Below are 16,403 nucleotides of genomic sequence, written 5' to 3'. Positions count from 1 at the left end.
CCCGGAGATCAGCCCTGGCGCTCGGCCGCGATCCGCTGGCCGATCGTCTGGTGGAGCCGCTGGAGCCCGGACGTGCCGACCAGCCCGATCTGGCCTTCGAGGTCGCGCAGCAGGACGTCCTCGTTCATCACGGCCTCCGACGACTGCATCAGCACGGTGCCCTGGCCGGTGAAGTCGAACTGGTGCTCCTCGCCGGACTGGCCGCCGATCCCGAACGCCATCCGGGCGGCGCCGAACGCCCCGCGCATGTAGGAGTGGTCGTAGTGGTGGCAGGGGGACGGGCAGTCGGCCCAGCCGAGCAGCGCCTGCGGGTCGATCCTGATCGGCGGCTCGACGAAGTGGACGGGCCCGTTGGAGGCCGCCACGAACCGCCCGGTGCCGATCAGCGTCAGGAACCCCGGGATGATCGACTGCTTCAGCTCCAGGCCCGGCTCGAACGCGAGCAGGTTCCCGGCCCGGACGGTCAGGTTCCCGTTCTCCAGGTCGAAGGAGTTCACGTCGAAGCCGCGGTCGGCGAGGACGAGCTTGCCCTGCCCCTGCGCGACGATCCAGTCCTGCGCGTAGAGCGGGGAGTTGAACGTGTGCGCGACGAGGGAGTCCAGCGGCCCCGCCGACAGGGCCTCGAACCTGATCTGCCCGTAGTAGGCGATCATCTTGCCCTTCTGCGCGAACCACTGCCCGTTGAGGTCGACGCTGAAGGCGTACGGGTTGACGTTGTCGTCGGACGGGAGCGTGTGCGGGTTCCAGGTCTGCGTGCCGAACGTGCTCACGGGTCAGATCTTCCTCTCGCTGGCCTGGACGTAGACGACGCCGGAGCCGCTCAGCTCCAGCTGGAAGCCCTCGCCGGAGCCGCGCCCGATCAGGTCGCGCACCCCGACCGCGGTGGTCAGCTTGTTCTGCACCTGGCCGCGGTGGGCCACGTACGCCTGCGGGTCGACGTGGACGGCGCGCTGCGGGGTGATCGGCAGCTCCATCACGCCGCCGTGCGACAGCAGCGCGCACGCGCCGTGCCCGGTCAGCGTCGTGGTGAACAGGCCCTGCCCGGTGACCGCGCCGCGCACGATGCCGCGCACGCCGCCCTGCTCGCCCATGAACATCGTCCCGACCTGGAGGGCCGCGTCGTGCACGAGCAGCCGGTCGGCCTCGGCGTAGAGGGTGTCGGCGCCGTTCAGCTCGATGACGGTCACCTCCAGCCCGCGGTGCCCGAACAGGACGCTGCCCTGGCCGGTCACGTGCATCATCGCGCTGCGCTCGCCGGCGACGGCGCGTCCGATGGTGCCGCCGATGCCCTGCCCGGCCGTGGCGGACGGGGCGAACGACACGGGCCCGGTGTAGCCGAGCATCGCGCCGCGCTTGCTGTAGACCTCCTGCCCCGGCCCGATCGGCACCTGGAGCATCTTGGAGTTGATCGACTGGTACCCGGGCATCAGATCTCCAGAATTCCGCCGCGCTCGGCCGGCTGGACGTAGACCAGCCCATGGCCCTGATACCGGAACTGCACGCTCTCCCCCGATCCCTGGCCGATCACCGTCCGCCAGTTGACGTCGGTGACCACGTCCTGCTGGAGCCGCCCGTGGTGGCAGACGTAGGCGTGGGGGTCGACGCACAGCGGTGTCTGCGGCGTCACCTCCAGCGCGATGGCCGGCCCCTCGGACAGGATCGCGACCGTGCCGTGCCCCTCCACCTTCGTGGTGGCGAGGCCCTGGCCGGTCCCCATGCCCCGCAGGCCGACGAACTGGACGCCGGTCTGCAGGTTCCCGTCGAGGGCCAGCAGGCTCTCCGACTCCACGAACAGGGCGTCGCCGGCGAGCTGGACGAGCGTGACCTCCGTCGCCTCGCTCGCCAGGTAGACCGTCCCCTGCCCGGTGATCTCCATGAGGGTCATGCCCTCGCCCGCGATCCGCCGCTTGAGGGCGCCCCGCAGCCCCTCGCCGCCCGTCATGCCCTGGCGCTTGAACGCCATCTGGCCCTCGTAGGCGACCATGGACCCGTTCAGCGCCCGGACGGTCTCGCCGCCGAGGTCGACGGCGAGCATCTTCGAGCCGTTCAATCGAAATTGCGCCACGAAGCGAGAAGATACAGCCCGGCGCGTTGCCGGTCCCGCTCGCGCGCACATCGGGAAGGATGAGCACCATGTGGATCGCTCCCGAACGCCGCAGTCTCAGCCGGTGGGCCGTGCCAGGGCTCGTCCTGGGCGCCGGTGTGGTGGTCGGGGCCGTGCTGGCCGCCGAAGGGCGGTCCGGGACGGCCCTCGTCGCGCTGGCCGCGCTCGCCGGATACGCGGGCTGCCTCGCCTACCGCCGCAACGAGCCGGCGCTGCCGGTCAGCGACGGGTTCGGCTCCGGCACCCGCGCCCGCGCGCACCTGCGCGCCGCCGCGATGACCGGGGACGTGCTGACCGTCGCGGTGGTCGGCGCGCTCGTCGTCCAGGCGCTGCGCGGCTCCGACGTCACCGCCTACGCGTGGCTCGCGGCCGTCGCCGGCGTGACGTACCTGCTGTCCGCCCTGGCCGGCACCCGCAGCCTCTGAACGCGCCGCCCGGCAATGTGCGGGCGGCCGGGGCGGCGCCGCGCTGAGAACGCCCCTGCGGCGTCAGGGCGCGTCCGGCCGCTTCCCCTGCGGATCATGCCCGGAAAGCCCGGTGGCGACCGTTTCCTGCGCGAGGATGGCCGCCTGGACCCGGCCGGCCAGCCCGAGCTTGCCGAGGATGCGGCTGACGTGCGTCTTGGTGGTCGTCTCCGCCATGTCGAGGCGGGCCGCGATCTGCGCGTTCGACAGGCCCTCGCCCAGGCAGGCGAACACCTCGCGCTCGCGCGGCGTCAGCTCGTCCAGGCCGGGGGCCTCCGCCGGGACCGCCGGACGGGACGCGAACGCGCCGATCAGCCGCCGGGTGACCCGCGGGGCGATGATGCCGTCGCCCGCCGCGACCGTCCGGACGGCCTCGATGAGCCGGTCGGCGTCCACGTCCTTGAGCAGGAAGCCGGCGGCGCCGGCGCGCAGCGCGCCGAACACGTACTCGTCCATGTCGAACGTGGTCAGGACCAGGACGTCGGTGAACCCCGCGATCTCGCGGGTCGCGCTGATGCCGTCCAGGCGGGGCATGCGGACGTCCATGAGCACCACGTCCGGGCGCAGCTCGCGGGCCAGCTCGACCGCCCGCGCCCCGTCGGCGGCCTCGCCGACGACCCGGACGTCCGGCGCGCCGCGCAGGATCAGCACGAGGCCCGCGCGCACCGCCGCCTGGTCGTCGGCGACCAGCACCTCGATCACGGCTCCCCCTCCCCGTCGCCGTCGCCGGCCCCCGGGTCTCCGGCGTCGGTGTGGTCGACGGGCAGTTCGGCGTGCACCCGCCAGCGGCCGCCGTCGGGCCCCGCGTCGAACTCCCCGGCGAGCATCGCCGCGCGCTCGCGCATGCCGACCAGGCCGCTGCCGCTGCCGGGCAGCCGGGACCCGTCCCGGCCGAGCGGGCTCAGCACGTCGATCACGACCCGCCGCCGGGCGTAGCGGACGCGGACCTCGGCGCGGCCGGGCCCGGCGTGCTTGAGCGCGTTGGTCAGCGACTCCTGGACGATCCGGTACGCGGCCAGCTCGACCGCCGCGGGCAGGTCCGGCGGCTCCCCCGCGACCTCCAGGGACGCCGACAGGTCGGACCTGCCGGTGTGCCGGACGAGCCGGTCCAGCTCGGCGAGCCGCGGCCGGGTCGCCGGGTCGTCGGCGGCGCCCTCGCGCAGCAGCCCGATCATCCGGCGCATCTCGGCGAGGCCCAGCACGCTGTTCTCCCGGATGACCTCCATGGCGCGCTCGACCTCGTCCCGGTCGAGGTCGTGCACCCGCAGCACCGCCGAGGAGTGCAGCGCCACCGCGCTCAGATGGTTGGCGATCACGTCGTGCAGCTCGCGGGCCATCCGGGCCCGCTCGGCGTTCACCGCGGCGCGCCGGTCCAGCTCCGCCAGCCGCGCCACCTGCTCGGCGCGCTCGCGCTCCGCCTCGGCCCGCCGCCACTCGGCCTCCGCCCGCCGCCGCTCGGCCTCGGCCCGGAACCGGTGCTCGCGGACGGCCATCGCGGTCAGCACCGGCGCCACCCAGACCAGCCCCGCGACCGCGCCCGCCACCACGCCCACCCCGACGCCCCGCAGCCCGATCCCGGCGCCCGCCGCCACCGCCAGCGACGCGAGCGCGGTCGCCCCGAGCAGCCACTCCGCCGTCCGCCGCCGCCCGTACAGGCTCGCCGCGTACAGCGCGTCCCCGTAGATCATCGCGGTCGCGATGCTCGGCCCGAACGCCACGTCGGCGAAGTTGAACGGGGTCGCCAGCGCCAGCCCGGTGAGCGGCGCCGTCCGCCGCAGCAGCATCGCCGAGCACAGCCCGAGCAGCGGGACGAGCCGCAGCCAGAACGCGGGGTCCCAGTCGTCCGACCAGGTCGAGTAGCCGTGCGCCGCGAGCATCAGCAGCCCGCCGGCCAGCGCCGCCACGACGATCAGCGCGTCCTGGCGCGTGGTCGCCCGCCGGATCAGGTGCACGGGTCCATCTCAGCATCCCGCGCGGCATGCCTCGTCCGCCCGGGTGAGGAGCCCGCGTACATCCTTCGGACGACCCGGGAAACCTCACGGCGGACGACGATCCCCCGTTCCGCGCCCAGCACGCTGGAAGCGTGCTCATCACCGTCATCGCCGGCTGCGAGATCGGCTTCTGGGTCGTCCTCGCCGCGGGCCTCGCCGCCCGCTACCCGCTGCGCATGCGCCGCACCGGGGCCGTGCTCCTGCTCTGCGTCCCGCTGCTCGACCTGGTGCTGCTCGCCGCCACGGCGGCCGACCTGCGGAACGGGGCGACCGCCGGCGTCGGGCACGGCCTGGCCGCCGCCTACCTCGGCTACTCGGTCGCGTTCGGCCACAGCATGGTCCGGTGGGCCGACGAGCGCTTCGCGCACCGCTTCGCCGGAGGCCCGCCGCCGCGCGGCAGGCCGGAGCACGGCTGGGCGCGCACCCGCTACGAGTGGCGCGAGTTCGGCAAGGCCGCCGTCGCGACGGCCGTCGCCTGCGCCCTCCTGCTGGCGATGATCGGCCTCGTCGGCGACGCCGGCCGCACCGAGGCCCTCCACGGCTGGCTGGGGCGCCTGGGCGTGGTCCTGGCGATCTGGTCCCTCTGGCCGATCACCCACACCATCTGGCCCTCCAAGCCCAAGGGCGCCGCGGACGACGCGCGCCCGGAGTGACGGCCGCCGGACGGGGCCGGACCGCTCGCAGGCCCTCCGGCACACGTGAGGCCGCGGCCCCGGCCGGGGCGCGGCCTCGTGCGGGGCCCTCGTGCGGGGCCCTCATGCGGGGCCGTGCGTGCGGGGCCGTGCGTCACACGCCGGACACGTCAGACGTTGAAGCCGAGGGCGCGGAGCTGGTCCCGGCCGTCGTCGGTGATCTTGTCGGGCCCCCACGGCGGCAGCCAGACCCAGTTGATCTTGACGTCCTTGACGAGGCCCTCCAGGGCGCTGTGGGCCTGGTCCTCGATCACGTCGGTGAGCGGGCAGGCGGCGCTGGTGAGCGTCATGTCGAGGGTGGCGACCTCGGCGTCGAGGTTGACGCCGTAGATCAGGCCGAGGTCGACGACGTTGATGCCGAGTTCGGGGTCGACGACGTCCTTCAGGGCCTCCAGGATCTCTTCCTCCTGGACGGTCGAGCCGGTCGCGGGCGTGTCGGTCGCGGGAGTGTCGGTCATGGTGCCTCTCCGAGTGCGCGTGCGGTCGCGTCCTTCCACGCCATCCAGGCGAGCAGGGCGCATTTGATCCTGGCGGGGTACTTCGAGACCCCGGCGAAGGCGATGGCGTCCTCCAGGACGTCCTCGTCGAGCTCGATCTCCCGGCCGCGGGACTGCATCAGCGCCAGGAACTCCTCGCCGACGGCCATCGCCTCCTTCACCGGCTTGCCGATGACGAGGTCGGACATCACCGAGGCGCTGGCCTGGCTGATCGAGCAGCCCATGGCGTCGTAGGAGACGTCGGCGACCGTGGCGTCCTGGCCGGCGCCGTCCAGGTGGACGCGCAGCGTCACCTCGTCACCGCAGGTCGGGTTGACGTGGTGCGCCTCACCCTCGAACGGCTCCCGCAACCCCTTGTGGTGGGGGTTGCGGTAGTGGTCCAGGATGACCTCCTGGTACATCGCCTCCAGCTGCATGTGGCCCCTTCCAAGCCTTTTTCCGCTACAACCTGGCCGCGGGTCAGTGTGTTCCGAAGAACTTCTGGGCGTGCCTGACCCCGTCGGCGAGCGCGTCCACGTCGGCGAGGGTGTTGTAGAGGTAGAACGTCGCGCGGGTGGTCGCCGGGATGCCGAAGCGCCGGCAGATCGGCCACGCGCAGTGGTGGCCCACCCGGACCTCGACGCCCAGGTCGTCGAGGACCTGCCCGACGTCGTGCGGGTGGATGTCCTCGACGGTGAACGAGACCGCGCCGCCGCGCGCCTCGGTGGTGCCGGGGCCGATGATCCGGACGCCGGGGATCTCGCCGAGCCGCTCCAGGGAGTAGCCGACGAGGGCCTCCTCGTGCGCGTGGACGCGGTCCATGCCGATCTCGGCGAGGTAGTCGCACGCGACGCCGAGCCCGACCGCCTGCGCGGTCATCGGGACGCCGGCCTCGAACCGCTGCGGCGGCGGCAGGAAGGTGGACTCCTCCATGCGGACGACCTCGATCATGGAGCCGCCGGTGATGAACGGCGGCATCGCCGCCAGCAGCTCGCTCCGGCCCCACAGGACGCCGATGCCGGTCGGGCCGAGCATCTTGTGCCCGGAGAACGCGAGGAAGTCGGCGCCGAGCCCGGTGACGTCGACCGGCTGGTGCGGCACCGACTGCGCGGCGTCCAGCAGGACGAGCGCGCCGACCGCGTGGGCCCGCTCGACGATCCGCCCGACCGGCGGAACGGTCCCGAGCACGTTCGACTGGTGCGTCAGCGCCACGATCCTGGTGCGCTCGTTGACCAGGTCGTCGAGGTGCTCAAGGTCCAGCCGGCCCTCGTCGGTGATGCCGAACCAGCGCAGCGTCGCCCCGGTGCGGCGGCACAGCTGCTGCCACGGGACGAGGTTCGCGTGGTGCTCCATCTCCGACACCACGACCTCGTCGCCGGGGCCGACCGCGAACCGCGCGGCCTCCGGGCCGGCGGTCGCGGCGTTGCTCATCGCGTACGCGACGAGGTTGATGCCCTCGGTGGCGTTCTTGGTGAACACGATCTCGTCGGGCGCCGCGCCGATGAACCGGGCGATCGAGGCGCGGGCGTTCTCGTAGGCCTCCGTCGCCTCCTCGGCGAGCAGGTGCGCCCCGCGGTGCGGCGCCGCGTTGTGCCGCTCGTAGAACTCGCGCTCGGCGTCCAGCACGCGCACGGGCTTCTGCGAGGTCGCCCCCGAGTCGAGGTACACCAGCGGCCGCCCGCCGCGGACCGTGCGGCGCAGCAGCGGGAAGTCCTTCTTCAGCTCCCCCGGCAGCATGGTCATAGGGTCGCGCCCGCCTTCGCGTACTTCTCGTAGCCCTCGTTCTCCAGCTCGTCGGCCAGCTCGGGCCCGCCCTCGGCGACGACGCGCCCGGCGGCGAACACGTGCACGAAGTCGGGCTTCACGTACCGCAGGATGCGGGTGTAGTGCGTGATGAGCAGCACGCCGGTGTCGCCGGCCGCGAACCGGTTCACGCCCTCGGAGACGACCTTGAGGGCGTCGACGTCGAGGCCGGAGTCGGTCTCGTCCAGGATCGCGACCTTCGGCTTGAGCATCTCCAGCTGGAGGATCTCGTGCCGCTTCTTCTCACCGCCGGAGAAGCCCTCGTTCAGGCTGCGCTGCGCGAACGCCGGGTCGATGGACAGGTCGTCCATCGCCTGCTTCATCTCCTTGGAGAACTCGCGGAGCTTCGGGGCCTCGCCGCGGACGGCGGTCACGGCCGAGCGCAGGAAGTTGGAGACCGAGACGCCGGGCACCTCGACCGGGTACTGCATCGCGAGGAACAGCCCGGCGCGGGCGCGCTCGTCGACGGACATGGCGAGGACGTCCTCGCCGTCCAGCGTGACGGTGCCGGCGGTCACCGCGTACTTGGGGTGGCCCGCGACGGCGTAGGCCAGGGTCGACTTGCCGGAGCCGTTCGGCCCCATGAGGGCGTGGGTCTCGCCGGCCTGGACGGTCAGGTCGACCCCGCGCAGGATCTCCTTCGCTCCGTCGGAGCCGTCGCCGACGGAGACGTGGAGGTCGCGGATCTCTAGCGTGGCCATAGTGCGTGTTGTCCTTCGTCGTGGGGTCAGTCGTCGCCGAGCGAGACGTAGACGTCCCCGCCCTCGACCTTGACCTTGTAGGTGGCGACCGGCTGCGTGGCCGGCGGATTGGTGGGCTTGCCGCTGCGCAGGTCGAAGCAGGACCCGTGCAGCCAGCACTCGATGGTGCCGTTGTAGATCTCGCCCTCGGAGAGCGAGACCTCGGCGTGCGAGCAGATGTCGCTCAGCGCGAAGACGTCGTCGCCGCTGCGCACGACCGCGACGGGCGTGTCGTCGATCTCGACGCCGAGCGCCCCGTCGGCGGGGATCTCCTCCAGCGCGCACACCTTGGTGAACGTCATCGAGCCGCCCCCTGCTCCAGCTCCTCCTCGATGGCCTCGCGGACCTTCTCGCGGACCTCGGCGACCTCGATCCGCTCGACCAGCTGGCCGAGGAAGCCGCGGACGACCATGCGGCGCGCCTCGTCGAAGGTGATGCCGCGCGCCTGCAGGTAGAACAGGTGCTCGTCGTCCAGCCGCCCGGACGCCGAGGCGTGCCCGGCGCCGGCGACCTCGCCGGTGAGGATCTCCAGGTTCGGCACGGAGTCGACCCGCGTCCCGTCGGTGAGGACGAGGTTGCGGTTCAGCTCGTAGGTGTCGGTGCCCTCCGCCTCCGCGCGGATGATCACGTCGCCGATCCAGACGGCGTGCGCGTCCCGGTCCTGCAGGGCGCCGCGGTAGTCGACGCGGCTGCGGCAGTGCGGGACGGTGTGGTCGACGAGGAGGCGGTGCTCCAGGTGCTGGCCGCCGTCGACGAAGTACACCCCGTACAGCTCGGCGTCGCCGCCGGGCTCGGCGTAGGAGATGGACGGCGAGATCCGCACGACGTCGCCGCCGAGCGAGATGTTGTGCGAGACGAAGCGGGCGTCGCGGCCGAGGCGGGCGTGCTGGTGCGACACGTGGACGGCGTCGTCCGCCCAGTCCTGGAGGCTGATCACCGACAGGCGGGCGCCGTCGCCGACGATGAACTCGACGTTGTCGGCGTAGGTCGCCGAGCCGCGGTGCGCCAGCACGACGGTGGCCTCGGCGTACGGCTCCACCAGGACGGTGGTGTGGCCGTAGGCGGCGGCCGAGGAGTCCTCGCCGCGCAGCCGCAGGACGGTCGGCGCCGTGGCGACGGCCTCCTTCGGGACGGTCACGACGGTGGCGTCGGTGAAGGAGTTCCACGCCTGGGCGCTGACCCGGTCGGCGGGCACGTAGGCCGTGCCGAGGCGCGGGTCGTCGCGCCCCACCGTCTCGACGGTGACCTCGGGGGCCGGCTCCACCTCCAGCAGGACCTTGCCGCCGTCCTCGGCGGTGCCCTTGTGCAGGCCGCGGAGGCGGCGCAGCGGGGTGAACCGCCACTCCTCCTCGCGGCCCGTGGGCACCTCGAAGTCGGCGACGTCGAAGGACGCCTTCTCGTGCAGCGTCGAGAGAGGCCGCTTGTCCGATGCGGTGTCGAGCCCCATCAGCCGACGGCTCCTTCCATCTGCAGTTCGATCAGCCGGTTCAGCTCGAGGGCGTACTCCATGGGCAGCTCCCGCGCGATGGGCTCGACGAACCCGCGCACGATCATCGCCATCGCCTCGTCCTCGGTGAGGCCGCGGCTCATCAGGTAGAACAGCTGCTGCTCCGACACCTTGGAGACGGTCGCCTCGTGGCCCATCTCGACGTCGTCCTCGCGGACGTCGACGTAGGGGTAGGTGTCGGACCGGCTGATCTGGTCGACCAGCAGCGCGTCGCACTTGACGGTGGACTTGCTGTGCGAGGCGCCCTCCTGGATCTGCACCAGCCCGCGGTAGGACGTGCGGCCTCCGCCGCGCGCCACCGACTTGGAGATGATGCTGGAGGAGGTGTTGGGCGCGGCGTGCACCATCTTGGCGCCGGCGTCCTGGTGCTGGTCCTCGCCGGCGAACGCGATCGACAGGGTCTCGCCCTTGGCGTGCTCGCCGAGCAGGTAGACGGCCGGGTACTTCATGGTGACCTTGGAGCCGATGTTGCCGTCGACCCACTCCATGGTGGCGCCCTCGTAGGCGACGGCGCGCTTGGTCACCAGGTTGTAGACGTTGTTCGACCAGTTCTGGATGGTCGTGTAGCGGACGCGGGCGTCCTTCTTGACGATGATCTCCACGACGGCGGAGTGCAGCGAGTCCGACTTGTAGATCGGCGCGGTGCAGCCCTCGACGTAGTGGACGTAGGAGCCCTCGTCGGCGATGATCAGCGTCCGCTCGAACTGGCCCATGTTCTCGGTGTTGATCCGGAAGTAGGCCTGGAGCGGGATCTCGACGTGCACGCCCGGCGGGACGTAGATGAACGAGCCGCCCGACCACACGGCGGTGTTGAGCGCGGCGAACTTGTTGTCGCCGACGGGGATCACCGAGCCGAAGTACTCCTGGAAGATCTCCTGGTGCTCGCGCAGGCCGCTGTCGGTGTCGACGAAGATGACGCCCTTCTCCTCAAGGTCCTCGCGGATCTTGTGGTAGACGACCTCCGACTCGTACTGCGCGGCGACGCCGGCGATGAGGCGCTGCTTCTCCGCCTCGGGGATGCCGAGCTTGTCGTAGGTGTTCTTGATGTCCTCGGGGAGCTCCTCCCAGGACGTCGCCTGCTGCTCGGTGGAGCGGACGAAGTACTTGATGTTCTCGAAGTCGATGTCCGACAGGTCGGAGCCCCAGGTCGGCATCGGCTTCTTGCCGAACAGCCGCAGCCCCTTCAGGCGCAGGTCGAGCATCCACTCGGGCTCGCTCTTCTTGCCCGAGATGCCGCGGACGACGTCCTCGTTCAGGCCTCGCCGGGCCGAGGCTCCGGCCTCGTCCGAGTCGGCCCAGCCGAACTTGTACCTGTCGAGCCCCTCTAGCTCAGGGTGGGCTGCCGTAGTCATAGGGACGTCCCTCCGGACTCCTCGTTACTGATCTGTGTGTGCTCGGGGGACGCCCCCGCGTCCTCGTCCCCCGCGTCCCCGCCGGGGGCGACGCTCGCGGCGGGACCGCCGGACCCGTCCGTCCCGCGCAGGGAGCGCGCGCTGACGTGGGTGGTGCAGATCCCGTCGCCGTGGGCGATCGTGGCGAGCCGCTGGACGGGGGTGCCCAGCAGGCGGCTGAACGCCTCGGTCTCGGCCTCGCACAGCTGCGGGAACTCCGCGGCGACGTGCGCGACCGGGCAGTGGTGCTGGCAGAGCTGCTCGCCGCCGCCCGGCTGGGGCGCCTTGGCCGCGGCGGCCGCGTAGCCGTCGCCCGACAGGGCCTCGGCGAGCGTGCGGACCCGCGCCTGGGGCGAGGCGTCCTGCACGACGGGCCGGTAGCGGCGCTCCAGGTCGGCGATCTGCCGCCGGGCGAACTCGGCGACCGCGTGCTCGCCCGCCGTCTCGGCGAGGAAGCGCAGCGCGCTGGTCGCCAGGTCGTCGTAGGCGTGCACGAAGGCGCTGCGGCCGGCGTCGGTGATGGCGAACCACTTGGCGGGACGCCCCCGGCCGCGCCGGGTCTGCGGCACCCGCGCCTTGCGGACCTCGATCATGCCCTCGGCCAGCAGCGCGTCCAGGTGCCGGCGGATCGCGGCCGGCGTGAGGCCGACGCGCTCCCCCAGCGTGGACGCCGTGACCGGGCCGTGCTCGAGGATCAACCGGGCCACCCGCGCGCGGGTGTCGCGCTCGGTGTGACCGGACGGCGCGCCGGAAGGCCGCGCGGCGGCGGCCCCGGTGGTCGTCTGATCCTCGCTCACGTATTTCACAACATCAGTGTGCCGTAATTACTTCCCCCGAAACACCGGAACGCCGATGTCGTAGCTCACGCAGGTAAGCCTTACCTAACCTGGGCTTTCTCGCCCACGGTCGGCGCGGCCGCCCCGCGGGGCAGCAGCAGCACCGGGCACGCCGCGGCGCGGACGATCTTGCCGGAGGTCTCCCCGAGGAAGACCTTGCGCAGCGGCCCGTCGTGGCTGGACAGGCAGGCGAGCACCTCGCCGTGCAGCATATCGACCGTGCCGAGGGTTTTGGCGATGTCGGGCCCGACGGCCGTGAGCCGCTCCACCGGCGGCCCGCCGCCGAACAGCCCGGCGGCGTAGCGGAGGTCCTCCTCGGCCTGGGCGACCTGGCGGTCCAGGACGCCGCCCGGCACGTGGAACCGCGCCGCGAGGCCGGGCGGCCTCAGCACGAGCGTGAGCAGCCGCAGCTCCACGTCCAGCCGCTCGGCCAGCGCGGCGGCGGCCGACAGCGGCCCGTCGGCGTCGCGGCGCCGCCAGTACGCGAGCGTCATCCGCGCGAACCGCCGCGGCGGGTGCGCCGCGTAGCCGCGCGGGGCCAGCACGACCGGGACGGGCGAGCCGTGCAGCAGCTGGTCGGCGGTGCTGCCGATGGCGACGCGGCCGCGCCGCCCGCGCGGCGCCGAGCCGGCCACGATCAGGTCGGCGCCCGCGTCCCTCGCGACCTGGATGAGCCCGCGCCCGCTGCCCCGGTGGGAGTGGACGCGCAGCTCGACGTCCCGCTCCGGGACGCCCAGCTCCGCCAGCCGCCCCGCGGCCGCCGTGAGCGCCTCGTCCGCCTGGCCCTTGAGGTAGGCGACCCACTCGGCGTCCACGGACCCGGGGCCGGGCGTGGGCCACGGCGGCGGGTGGACGTGCACGGCCGTCAGCGGCGCGCTCAGCGTCCGGGCGAGGAGGGCCGCCAGCGCGAGCGCGTCGTCGCCGCGCTCGTCGGGGACGTAGCCGACCAGCACCCGCGTTCCGTTCGTGTCGCTCATGGCGTACCCCTTCCCGCGGATCCCGCCGCCAGGCGCGAATGGCGGCGGCCGTACAGGAAGTAGGCGGCCAGCCCGATGAGGCACCACAGCCCGAACACCGCCCAGGTGACGCCGCCGAGCCCGACCATCAGGTACACGCAGAACCCGACGCCGAGCAGCGGCGTCACCGGGAAAAACGGGGTGCGGAAGCTGCGCGGCAGCTCCGGCCGGGTCCGGCGGAGGATGATGACGCCGACGCTGACCAGCGCGAACGCGAACAGGGTCCCGATGCTGGTGGCGTCCACGAGCCGGCCGAGCGGGATCGCCGCGGCGAGGATCGCGATGAACACCGCCACGATCACCGTGTTGGCGACGGGCACGCGGCGGCCGGGGCTGACCCTCTGGAACACGTCCGGGACCAGCCCGTCCCGCGACATCGCGAACAGGATGCGGGTCTGCCCGTACATGACGGTCAGCACGACGCTGGCGATGGCGATCACGGCGCCGAGGGCGAGGATCGTCGACGGCCAGGACCGCCCGGTCGCCACGTCCAGCACCTGGGCGAGGGACGCCTCCGCGCCGCTCAGCTCGAACCGCTCCCAGTGCATCGCGGCGACGGCGGCGAGCCCGACGAGCACGTAGAGGACCGTCACGATGGCCAGCGACAGGACGATCGCGAGCGGCAGGTCGCGGCGCGGGTTCTTGGCCTCCTCGCCCGCGGTGGAGGCGGCGTCGAAGCCGATGTAGGAGAAGAAGACCTTGCCGCCGGCGGCGCTGATGCCCGCCCAGCCCATCGGCGCGAACGGGGTGAGGTTCCGGGACCGGACCGCGGTGAAGGCGATCGCGCAGAAGAACAGCAGCACGCCGATCTTGAGGAACACCATGATCGTGTTGGCGGTGGCGCTCTCGGACGTGCCGCGCAGCAGCAGCAGCGTGGCGAACAGCACCACGACGACCGCGGGGACGTTGACCAGGCCGCCCTCGCCGGGCGGGTTGCTGATCGCCTCCGGGATCGTGAAGCCGAGCGCCGAGTCGAAGAACGCGTTCAGGTAGGAGCCCCAGCCGACCGCGACGGCCGACACCGAGACCGCGTACTCCAGCAGCAGGCACCATCCGCAGACCCACGCGACCAGCTCGCCGAGCGTGGCGTAGGCGTAGGAGTAGGACGAGCCGGAGACCGGGATCGTCCCGGCCAGCTCCGCGTACGACAGGGCGGAGAACAGCGCGGTGACGGCGGCCAGCACGAACGACAGCACGACGGCCGGGCCGGCCAGCGGCACCGCCTCGCCGAGCACGACGAAGATGCCGGTGCCGAGGGTCGCGCCGACGCTGAAGAAGGTGAGCTGCAGCAGGCCCATCGAGCGTTTCAGCTCGCCGCCCTCGCCCTGCCCGCCCTCGGCGACGATCCGGTCGACGGGCTTGGTCCGCAGCAGGCTGCGCGCGAACGAGGCGCCCGCCGTCCCGGCGGTCACAGGGTGCTCTCCAGCGGCCAGGTGGCGTTGGGGGTGACGATGGTGCCGGCGGTGCCCGCCAGGATCTCCACGCACTGGTCGAGCCGCCCGATCGCGGCCATGTCGCCGGTCCGCTCGACGAAGCTCGCCGCCGCCTCGGCCTTGGGGCCCATCGACCCGGCGGGGAAGTCCTCGGACCGCAGCCCGTGCGGCGTCGTGTGGGCGATCTCCTCCTGCGCGGGCGTGCCGAAGCCGCGCATCACCCGGGGCACGTCGGTGAGGATGAGCAGCGCGTCCGCGTCCATGCTCTCGGCGAGGACGGCCGCGGTGAGGTCCTTGTCGATCACCGCCTCGACGCCCTCCAGCCGGCCGACGTCGTTGCGGAAGACCGGGACGCCGCCGCCGCCCGCGCAGACCACGACCGTGCCGAGCCGGACCAGCTCCCTGATCAGCCGCGTCTCGATCACCCGCTGCGGGCGCGGGGACGGCACCACGCGGCGCCACGCGTCCCCGTCCGGGCGGACCGTCCAGCCGTACTCGGCGGCGAGCTTCTCGGCCTCGTCCCGGTCGTACACCTGGCCGACGAACTTGGTCGGGTTCTCGAACGCCGGGTCCACCGCCGACACCAGCGTCTGGTTGATCATCGCCATCACCTGGCGGCCGGGCAGCGCGTTCTGCAGCGCCTGCAGCATCCAGTAGCCGATCATCCCCTGGGTCTCGGCGCCGATCGTGTCCAGCGGGTACGGCCGGGTCAGGTTCGGGTCGTTGACGCTCTCCAGCGACAGCACCCCGATCTGCGGCCCGTTCCCGTGCGTGATGATCAGCTCGTGCCTCTCGGCGAGCGGCGCCAGCGACCGGACGGCCCGGTCCACGTTGCGCCGCTGCGGCCGGGCGTCGGGCGTCTCACCCCGCCTGACCAGCGCGTTCCCCCCGAGTGCGACGACCACCCGCATTCGCTCCCCCTCCCCCGCCCGGCCGACCGAGCGTCGCGACCATGACCGCCTTGATGGTGTGCATCCGGTTCTCGGCCTCGTCGAAGACGATGGAGGCGTCCGACTCGAACACCTCCTCGGTGACTTCGAGCGCGTCCAGGCCGGTCTTCCGGTAGATCTCCTCCCCCACCGCGGTCTCCCGGTTGTGGAAGGCGGGGAGGCAGTGCATGAACTTGGCGTCCGGGTTGCCGGTGGCCCGCATGACCCCGGAGTCGACCTGGTACGGCGCGAGCAGCGCGATGCGCTCGTCCCAGGCCTCCTCGGGCTCGCCCATCGACACCCATACGTCGGTGATGACGAAGTCGGCGCCCCGCACGCCTTCGGCGACGTCCTCGGTGAGCGCGATCCGCGCTCCGGTCTCGGCCGCCACCGCCCTGGACGGCTCCAGGACCGTCTTCTCGTCCGGCCAGAGCGCCCGGGGCGCGACGATGCGCACGTCCATGCCGAGGAGCGCACCGGCCGCCACATAGGAGTGGCCCATGTTGTTCCGGGCGTCGCCCAGGTAGGCGTAGGCGACCTCCCGCAGAGGCTTGCCGCCGTGCTCGCGCATGGTGAGCATGTCGGCGAGCATCTGCGTGGGGTGCCACTCGTCGGTCAGGCCGTTCCACACCGGGACGCCCGCGTACTCGGCCAGTTCCTCGACGAGCCGCTGGCTGGAGCCCCGGTACTCGATGCCGTCGTACATGCGCCCCAGCACGCGCGCCGTGTCCTTCATCGACTCCTTGTGGCCGATCTGCGTCCCGCTCGTGTCGAGGTAGGTCACGTGGGCGCCCTGGTCGTGCGCGGCGACCTCGAACGCGCAGCGCGTCCGGGTGGACGTCTTCTCGAAGATCAGCGCGATGTTCATGCCGGTCAGGACGGGCGACTCGGTGCCGCCGTACTTCGCGGCCTTCAGTTCGGCGGCGAGGTCGAGCAGGGACCCGAACTCCTCCGGCGTGAGGTCGAGTTCCCTGACGAGGCTGCGGCCGCGCAGGTCGAGCGCCATTTCCGGTCTCCCGAG

At 72.6% G+C, this 16,403-nt stretch carries 18 protein-coding genes and 1 pseudogene; 2 read left to right on the top strand and 17 right to left on the bottom strand.

Going from position 1 to position 16,403, the window contains the following annotated elements:
- Nucleotides 1-8: 8 nt before the first annotated feature.
- The 3 genes from ACA511_RS28220 to ACA511_RS28210 are packed head-to-tail and all read right to left on the bottom strand — an operon-like array spanning nt 9 to nt 2,065.
- The gene (locus tag ACA511_RS28220) at nt 9-770 is read right to left on the bottom strand and encodes an AIM24 family protein (RefSeq protein ID WP_375027654.1); all 762 of its coding nucleotides are present in this window, start codon (nt 768-770) and stop codon (nt 9-11) included.
- 3 nt (nt 771-773) lie between these two features.
- Entirely contained in the window at nt 774-1,427 is a 654-nt protein-coding gene (locus ACA511_RS28215) for an AIM24 family protein (protein ID WP_375027653.1), read from the bottom strand.
- A complete protein-coding gene (locus tag ACA511_RS28210; protein ID WP_375027652.1) occupies nt 1,427-2,065 on the bottom strand; it encodes an AIM24 family protein in 639 nt (212 codons plus the stop codon). Before ACA511_RS28210 ends, ACA511_RS28215 begins: the two co-directional genes overlap by 1 nt.
- A gap of 68 nt (nt 2,066-2,133) precedes the next feature.
- Between ACA511_RS28210 and ACA511_RS28205 the strand changes: the two genes are divergently transcribed.
- Nucleotides 2,134-2,529 (top strand): ABC transporter permease, encoded by a 396-nt coding sequence (locus ACA511_RS28205; protein WP_375027651.1) that lies wholly within the window; start codon nt 2,134-2,136, stop codon nt 2,527-2,529.
- 63 nt (nt 2,530-2,592) lie between these two features.
- On the opposite strand, the gene ACA511_RS28200 is transcribed toward ACA511_RS28205, so the two are convergent.
- A complete protein-coding gene (locus ACA511_RS28200; protein WP_375027650.1) occupies nt 2,593-3,270 on the bottom strand; it encodes a response regulator in 678 nt (225 codons plus the stop codon).
- The gene (locus ACA511_RS28195; RefSeq protein WP_375027649.1) at nt 3,267-4,520 is read right to left on the bottom strand and encodes a sensor histidine kinase; all 1,254 of its coding nucleotides are present in this window, start codon (nt 4,518-4,520) and stop codon (nt 3,267-3,269) included. The genes ACA511_RS28200 and ACA511_RS28195 overlap by 4 nt, the downstream gene beginning before the upstream one ends.
- A gap of 131 nt (nt 4,521-4,651) precedes the next feature.
- Here ACA511_RS28195 and ACA511_RS28190 point away from each other — a divergent pair, with 131 nt between their 5' ends.
- Nucleotides 4,652-5,212, top strand: coding sequence for a hypothetical protein (locus tag ACA511_RS28190; protein WP_375027648.1), 561 nt, complete (start codon nt 4,652-4,654; stop codon nt 5,210-5,212).
- A gap of 149 nt (nt 5,213-5,361) precedes the next feature.
- Here the strand turns inward: ACA511_RS28190 and ACA511_RS28185 are convergent, their stop codons facing one another.
- The 12 genes and pseudogenes from ACA511_RS28185 to argF form a co-directional block, all read right to left on the bottom strand.
- Nucleotides 5,362-5,709, bottom strand: a complete 348-nt coding sequence (locus ACA511_RS28185; RefSeq protein ID WP_375027647.1) for a metal-sulfur cluster assembly factor — start codon at nt 5,707-5,709, stop codon at nt 5,362-5,364.
- Nucleotides 5,706-6,164: a Fe-S cluster assembly sulfur transfer protein SufU gene (sufU, locus tag ACA511_RS28180; protein WP_375027646.1), complete on the bottom strand. Its 459-nt coding sequence runs from the start codon at nt 6,162-6,164 to the stop codon at nt 5,706-5,708. The genes ACA511_RS28185 and sufU overlap by 4 nt, the downstream gene beginning before the upstream one ends.
- A gap of 43 nt (nt 6,165-6,207) precedes the next feature.
- Nucleotides 6,208-7,470, bottom strand: a complete 1,263-nt coding sequence (locus ACA511_RS28175; protein ID WP_375027645.1) for a cysteine desulfurase — start codon at nt 7,468-7,470, stop codon at nt 6,208-6,210.
- The gene (gene sufC, locus ACA511_RS28170) at nt 7,467-8,231 is read right to left on the bottom strand and encodes a Fe-S cluster assembly ATPase SufC (protein ID WP_375027644.1); all 765 of its coding nucleotides are present in this window, start codon (nt 8,229-8,231) and stop codon (nt 7,467-7,469) included. The genes ACA511_RS28175 and sufC overlap by 4 nt, the downstream gene beginning before the upstream one ends.
- A gap of 26 nt (nt 8,232-8,257) precedes the next feature.
- A complete protein-coding gene (locus ACA511_RS28165) occupies nt 8,258-8,572 on the bottom strand; it encodes a Rieske (2Fe-2S) protein (RefSeq protein ID WP_375027643.1) in 315 nt (104 codons plus the stop codon).
- The gene (gene sufD, locus ACA511_RS28160; protein WP_375027642.1) at nt 8,569-9,717 is read right to left on the bottom strand and encodes a Fe-S cluster assembly protein SufD; all 1,149 of its coding nucleotides are present in this window, start codon (nt 9,715-9,717) and stop codon (nt 8,569-8,571) included. Before sufD ends, ACA511_RS28165 begins: the two co-directional genes overlap by 4 nt.
- Nucleotides 9,717-11,129 (bottom strand): Fe-S cluster assembly protein SufB, encoded by a 1,413-nt coding sequence (gene sufB, locus ACA511_RS28155; RefSeq protein WP_375027641.1) that lies wholly within the window; start codon nt 11,127-11,129, stop codon nt 9,717-9,719. The genes sufD and sufB overlap by 1 nt, the downstream gene beginning before the upstream one ends.
- On the bottom strand, nt 11,126-11,965 hold the full coding sequence (locus ACA511_RS28150) for a helix-turn-helix transcriptional regulator (protein ID WP_375027640.1): 840 nt from the start codon (nt 11,963-11,965) through the stop codon (nt 11,126-11,128). The genes sufB and ACA511_RS28150 overlap by 4 nt, the downstream gene beginning before the upstream one ends.
- An 80-nt stretch (nt 11,966-12,045) precedes the next feature.
- Complete coding sequence (locus ACA511_RS28145) at nt 12,046-12,981, bottom strand: universal stress protein (RefSeq protein WP_375027639.1); 936 nt, start codon at nt 12,979-12,981, stop codon at nt 12,046-12,048.
- Nucleotides 12,978-14,432 (bottom strand): amino acid permease, encoded by a 1,455-nt coding sequence (locus tag ACA511_RS28140; RefSeq protein ID WP_375027638.1) that lies wholly within the window; start codon nt 14,430-14,432, stop codon nt 12,978-12,980. The genes ACA511_RS28145 and ACA511_RS28140 overlap by 4 nt, the downstream gene beginning before the upstream one ends.
- Nucleotides 14,429-15,364: a carbamate kinase gene (gene arcC / locus ACA511_RS28135; RefSeq protein WP_375027637.1), complete on the bottom strand. Its 936-nt coding sequence runs from the start codon at nt 15,362-15,364 to the stop codon at nt 14,429-14,431. Before arcC ends, ACA511_RS28140 begins: the two co-directional genes overlap by 4 nt.
- 25 nt (nt 15,365-15,389) lie before the next feature.
- Nucleotides 15,390-16,388 (bottom strand): annotated as a pseudogene (gene argF, locus ACA511_RS28130) (ornithine carbamoyltransferase); the annotation flags it as partial.
- Nucleotides 16,389-16,403: the final 15 nt, after the last annotated feature.

Origin of the sequence: Actinomadura sp. GTD37, from assembly GCF_041951365.1 — a bacterium.
Taxonomy (GTDB): domain Bacteria; phylum Actinomycetota; class Actinomycetes; order Streptosporangiales; family Streptosporangiaceae; genus Spirillospora.
This window is presented reverse-complemented; position numbering and strand designations above follow the sequence as displayed.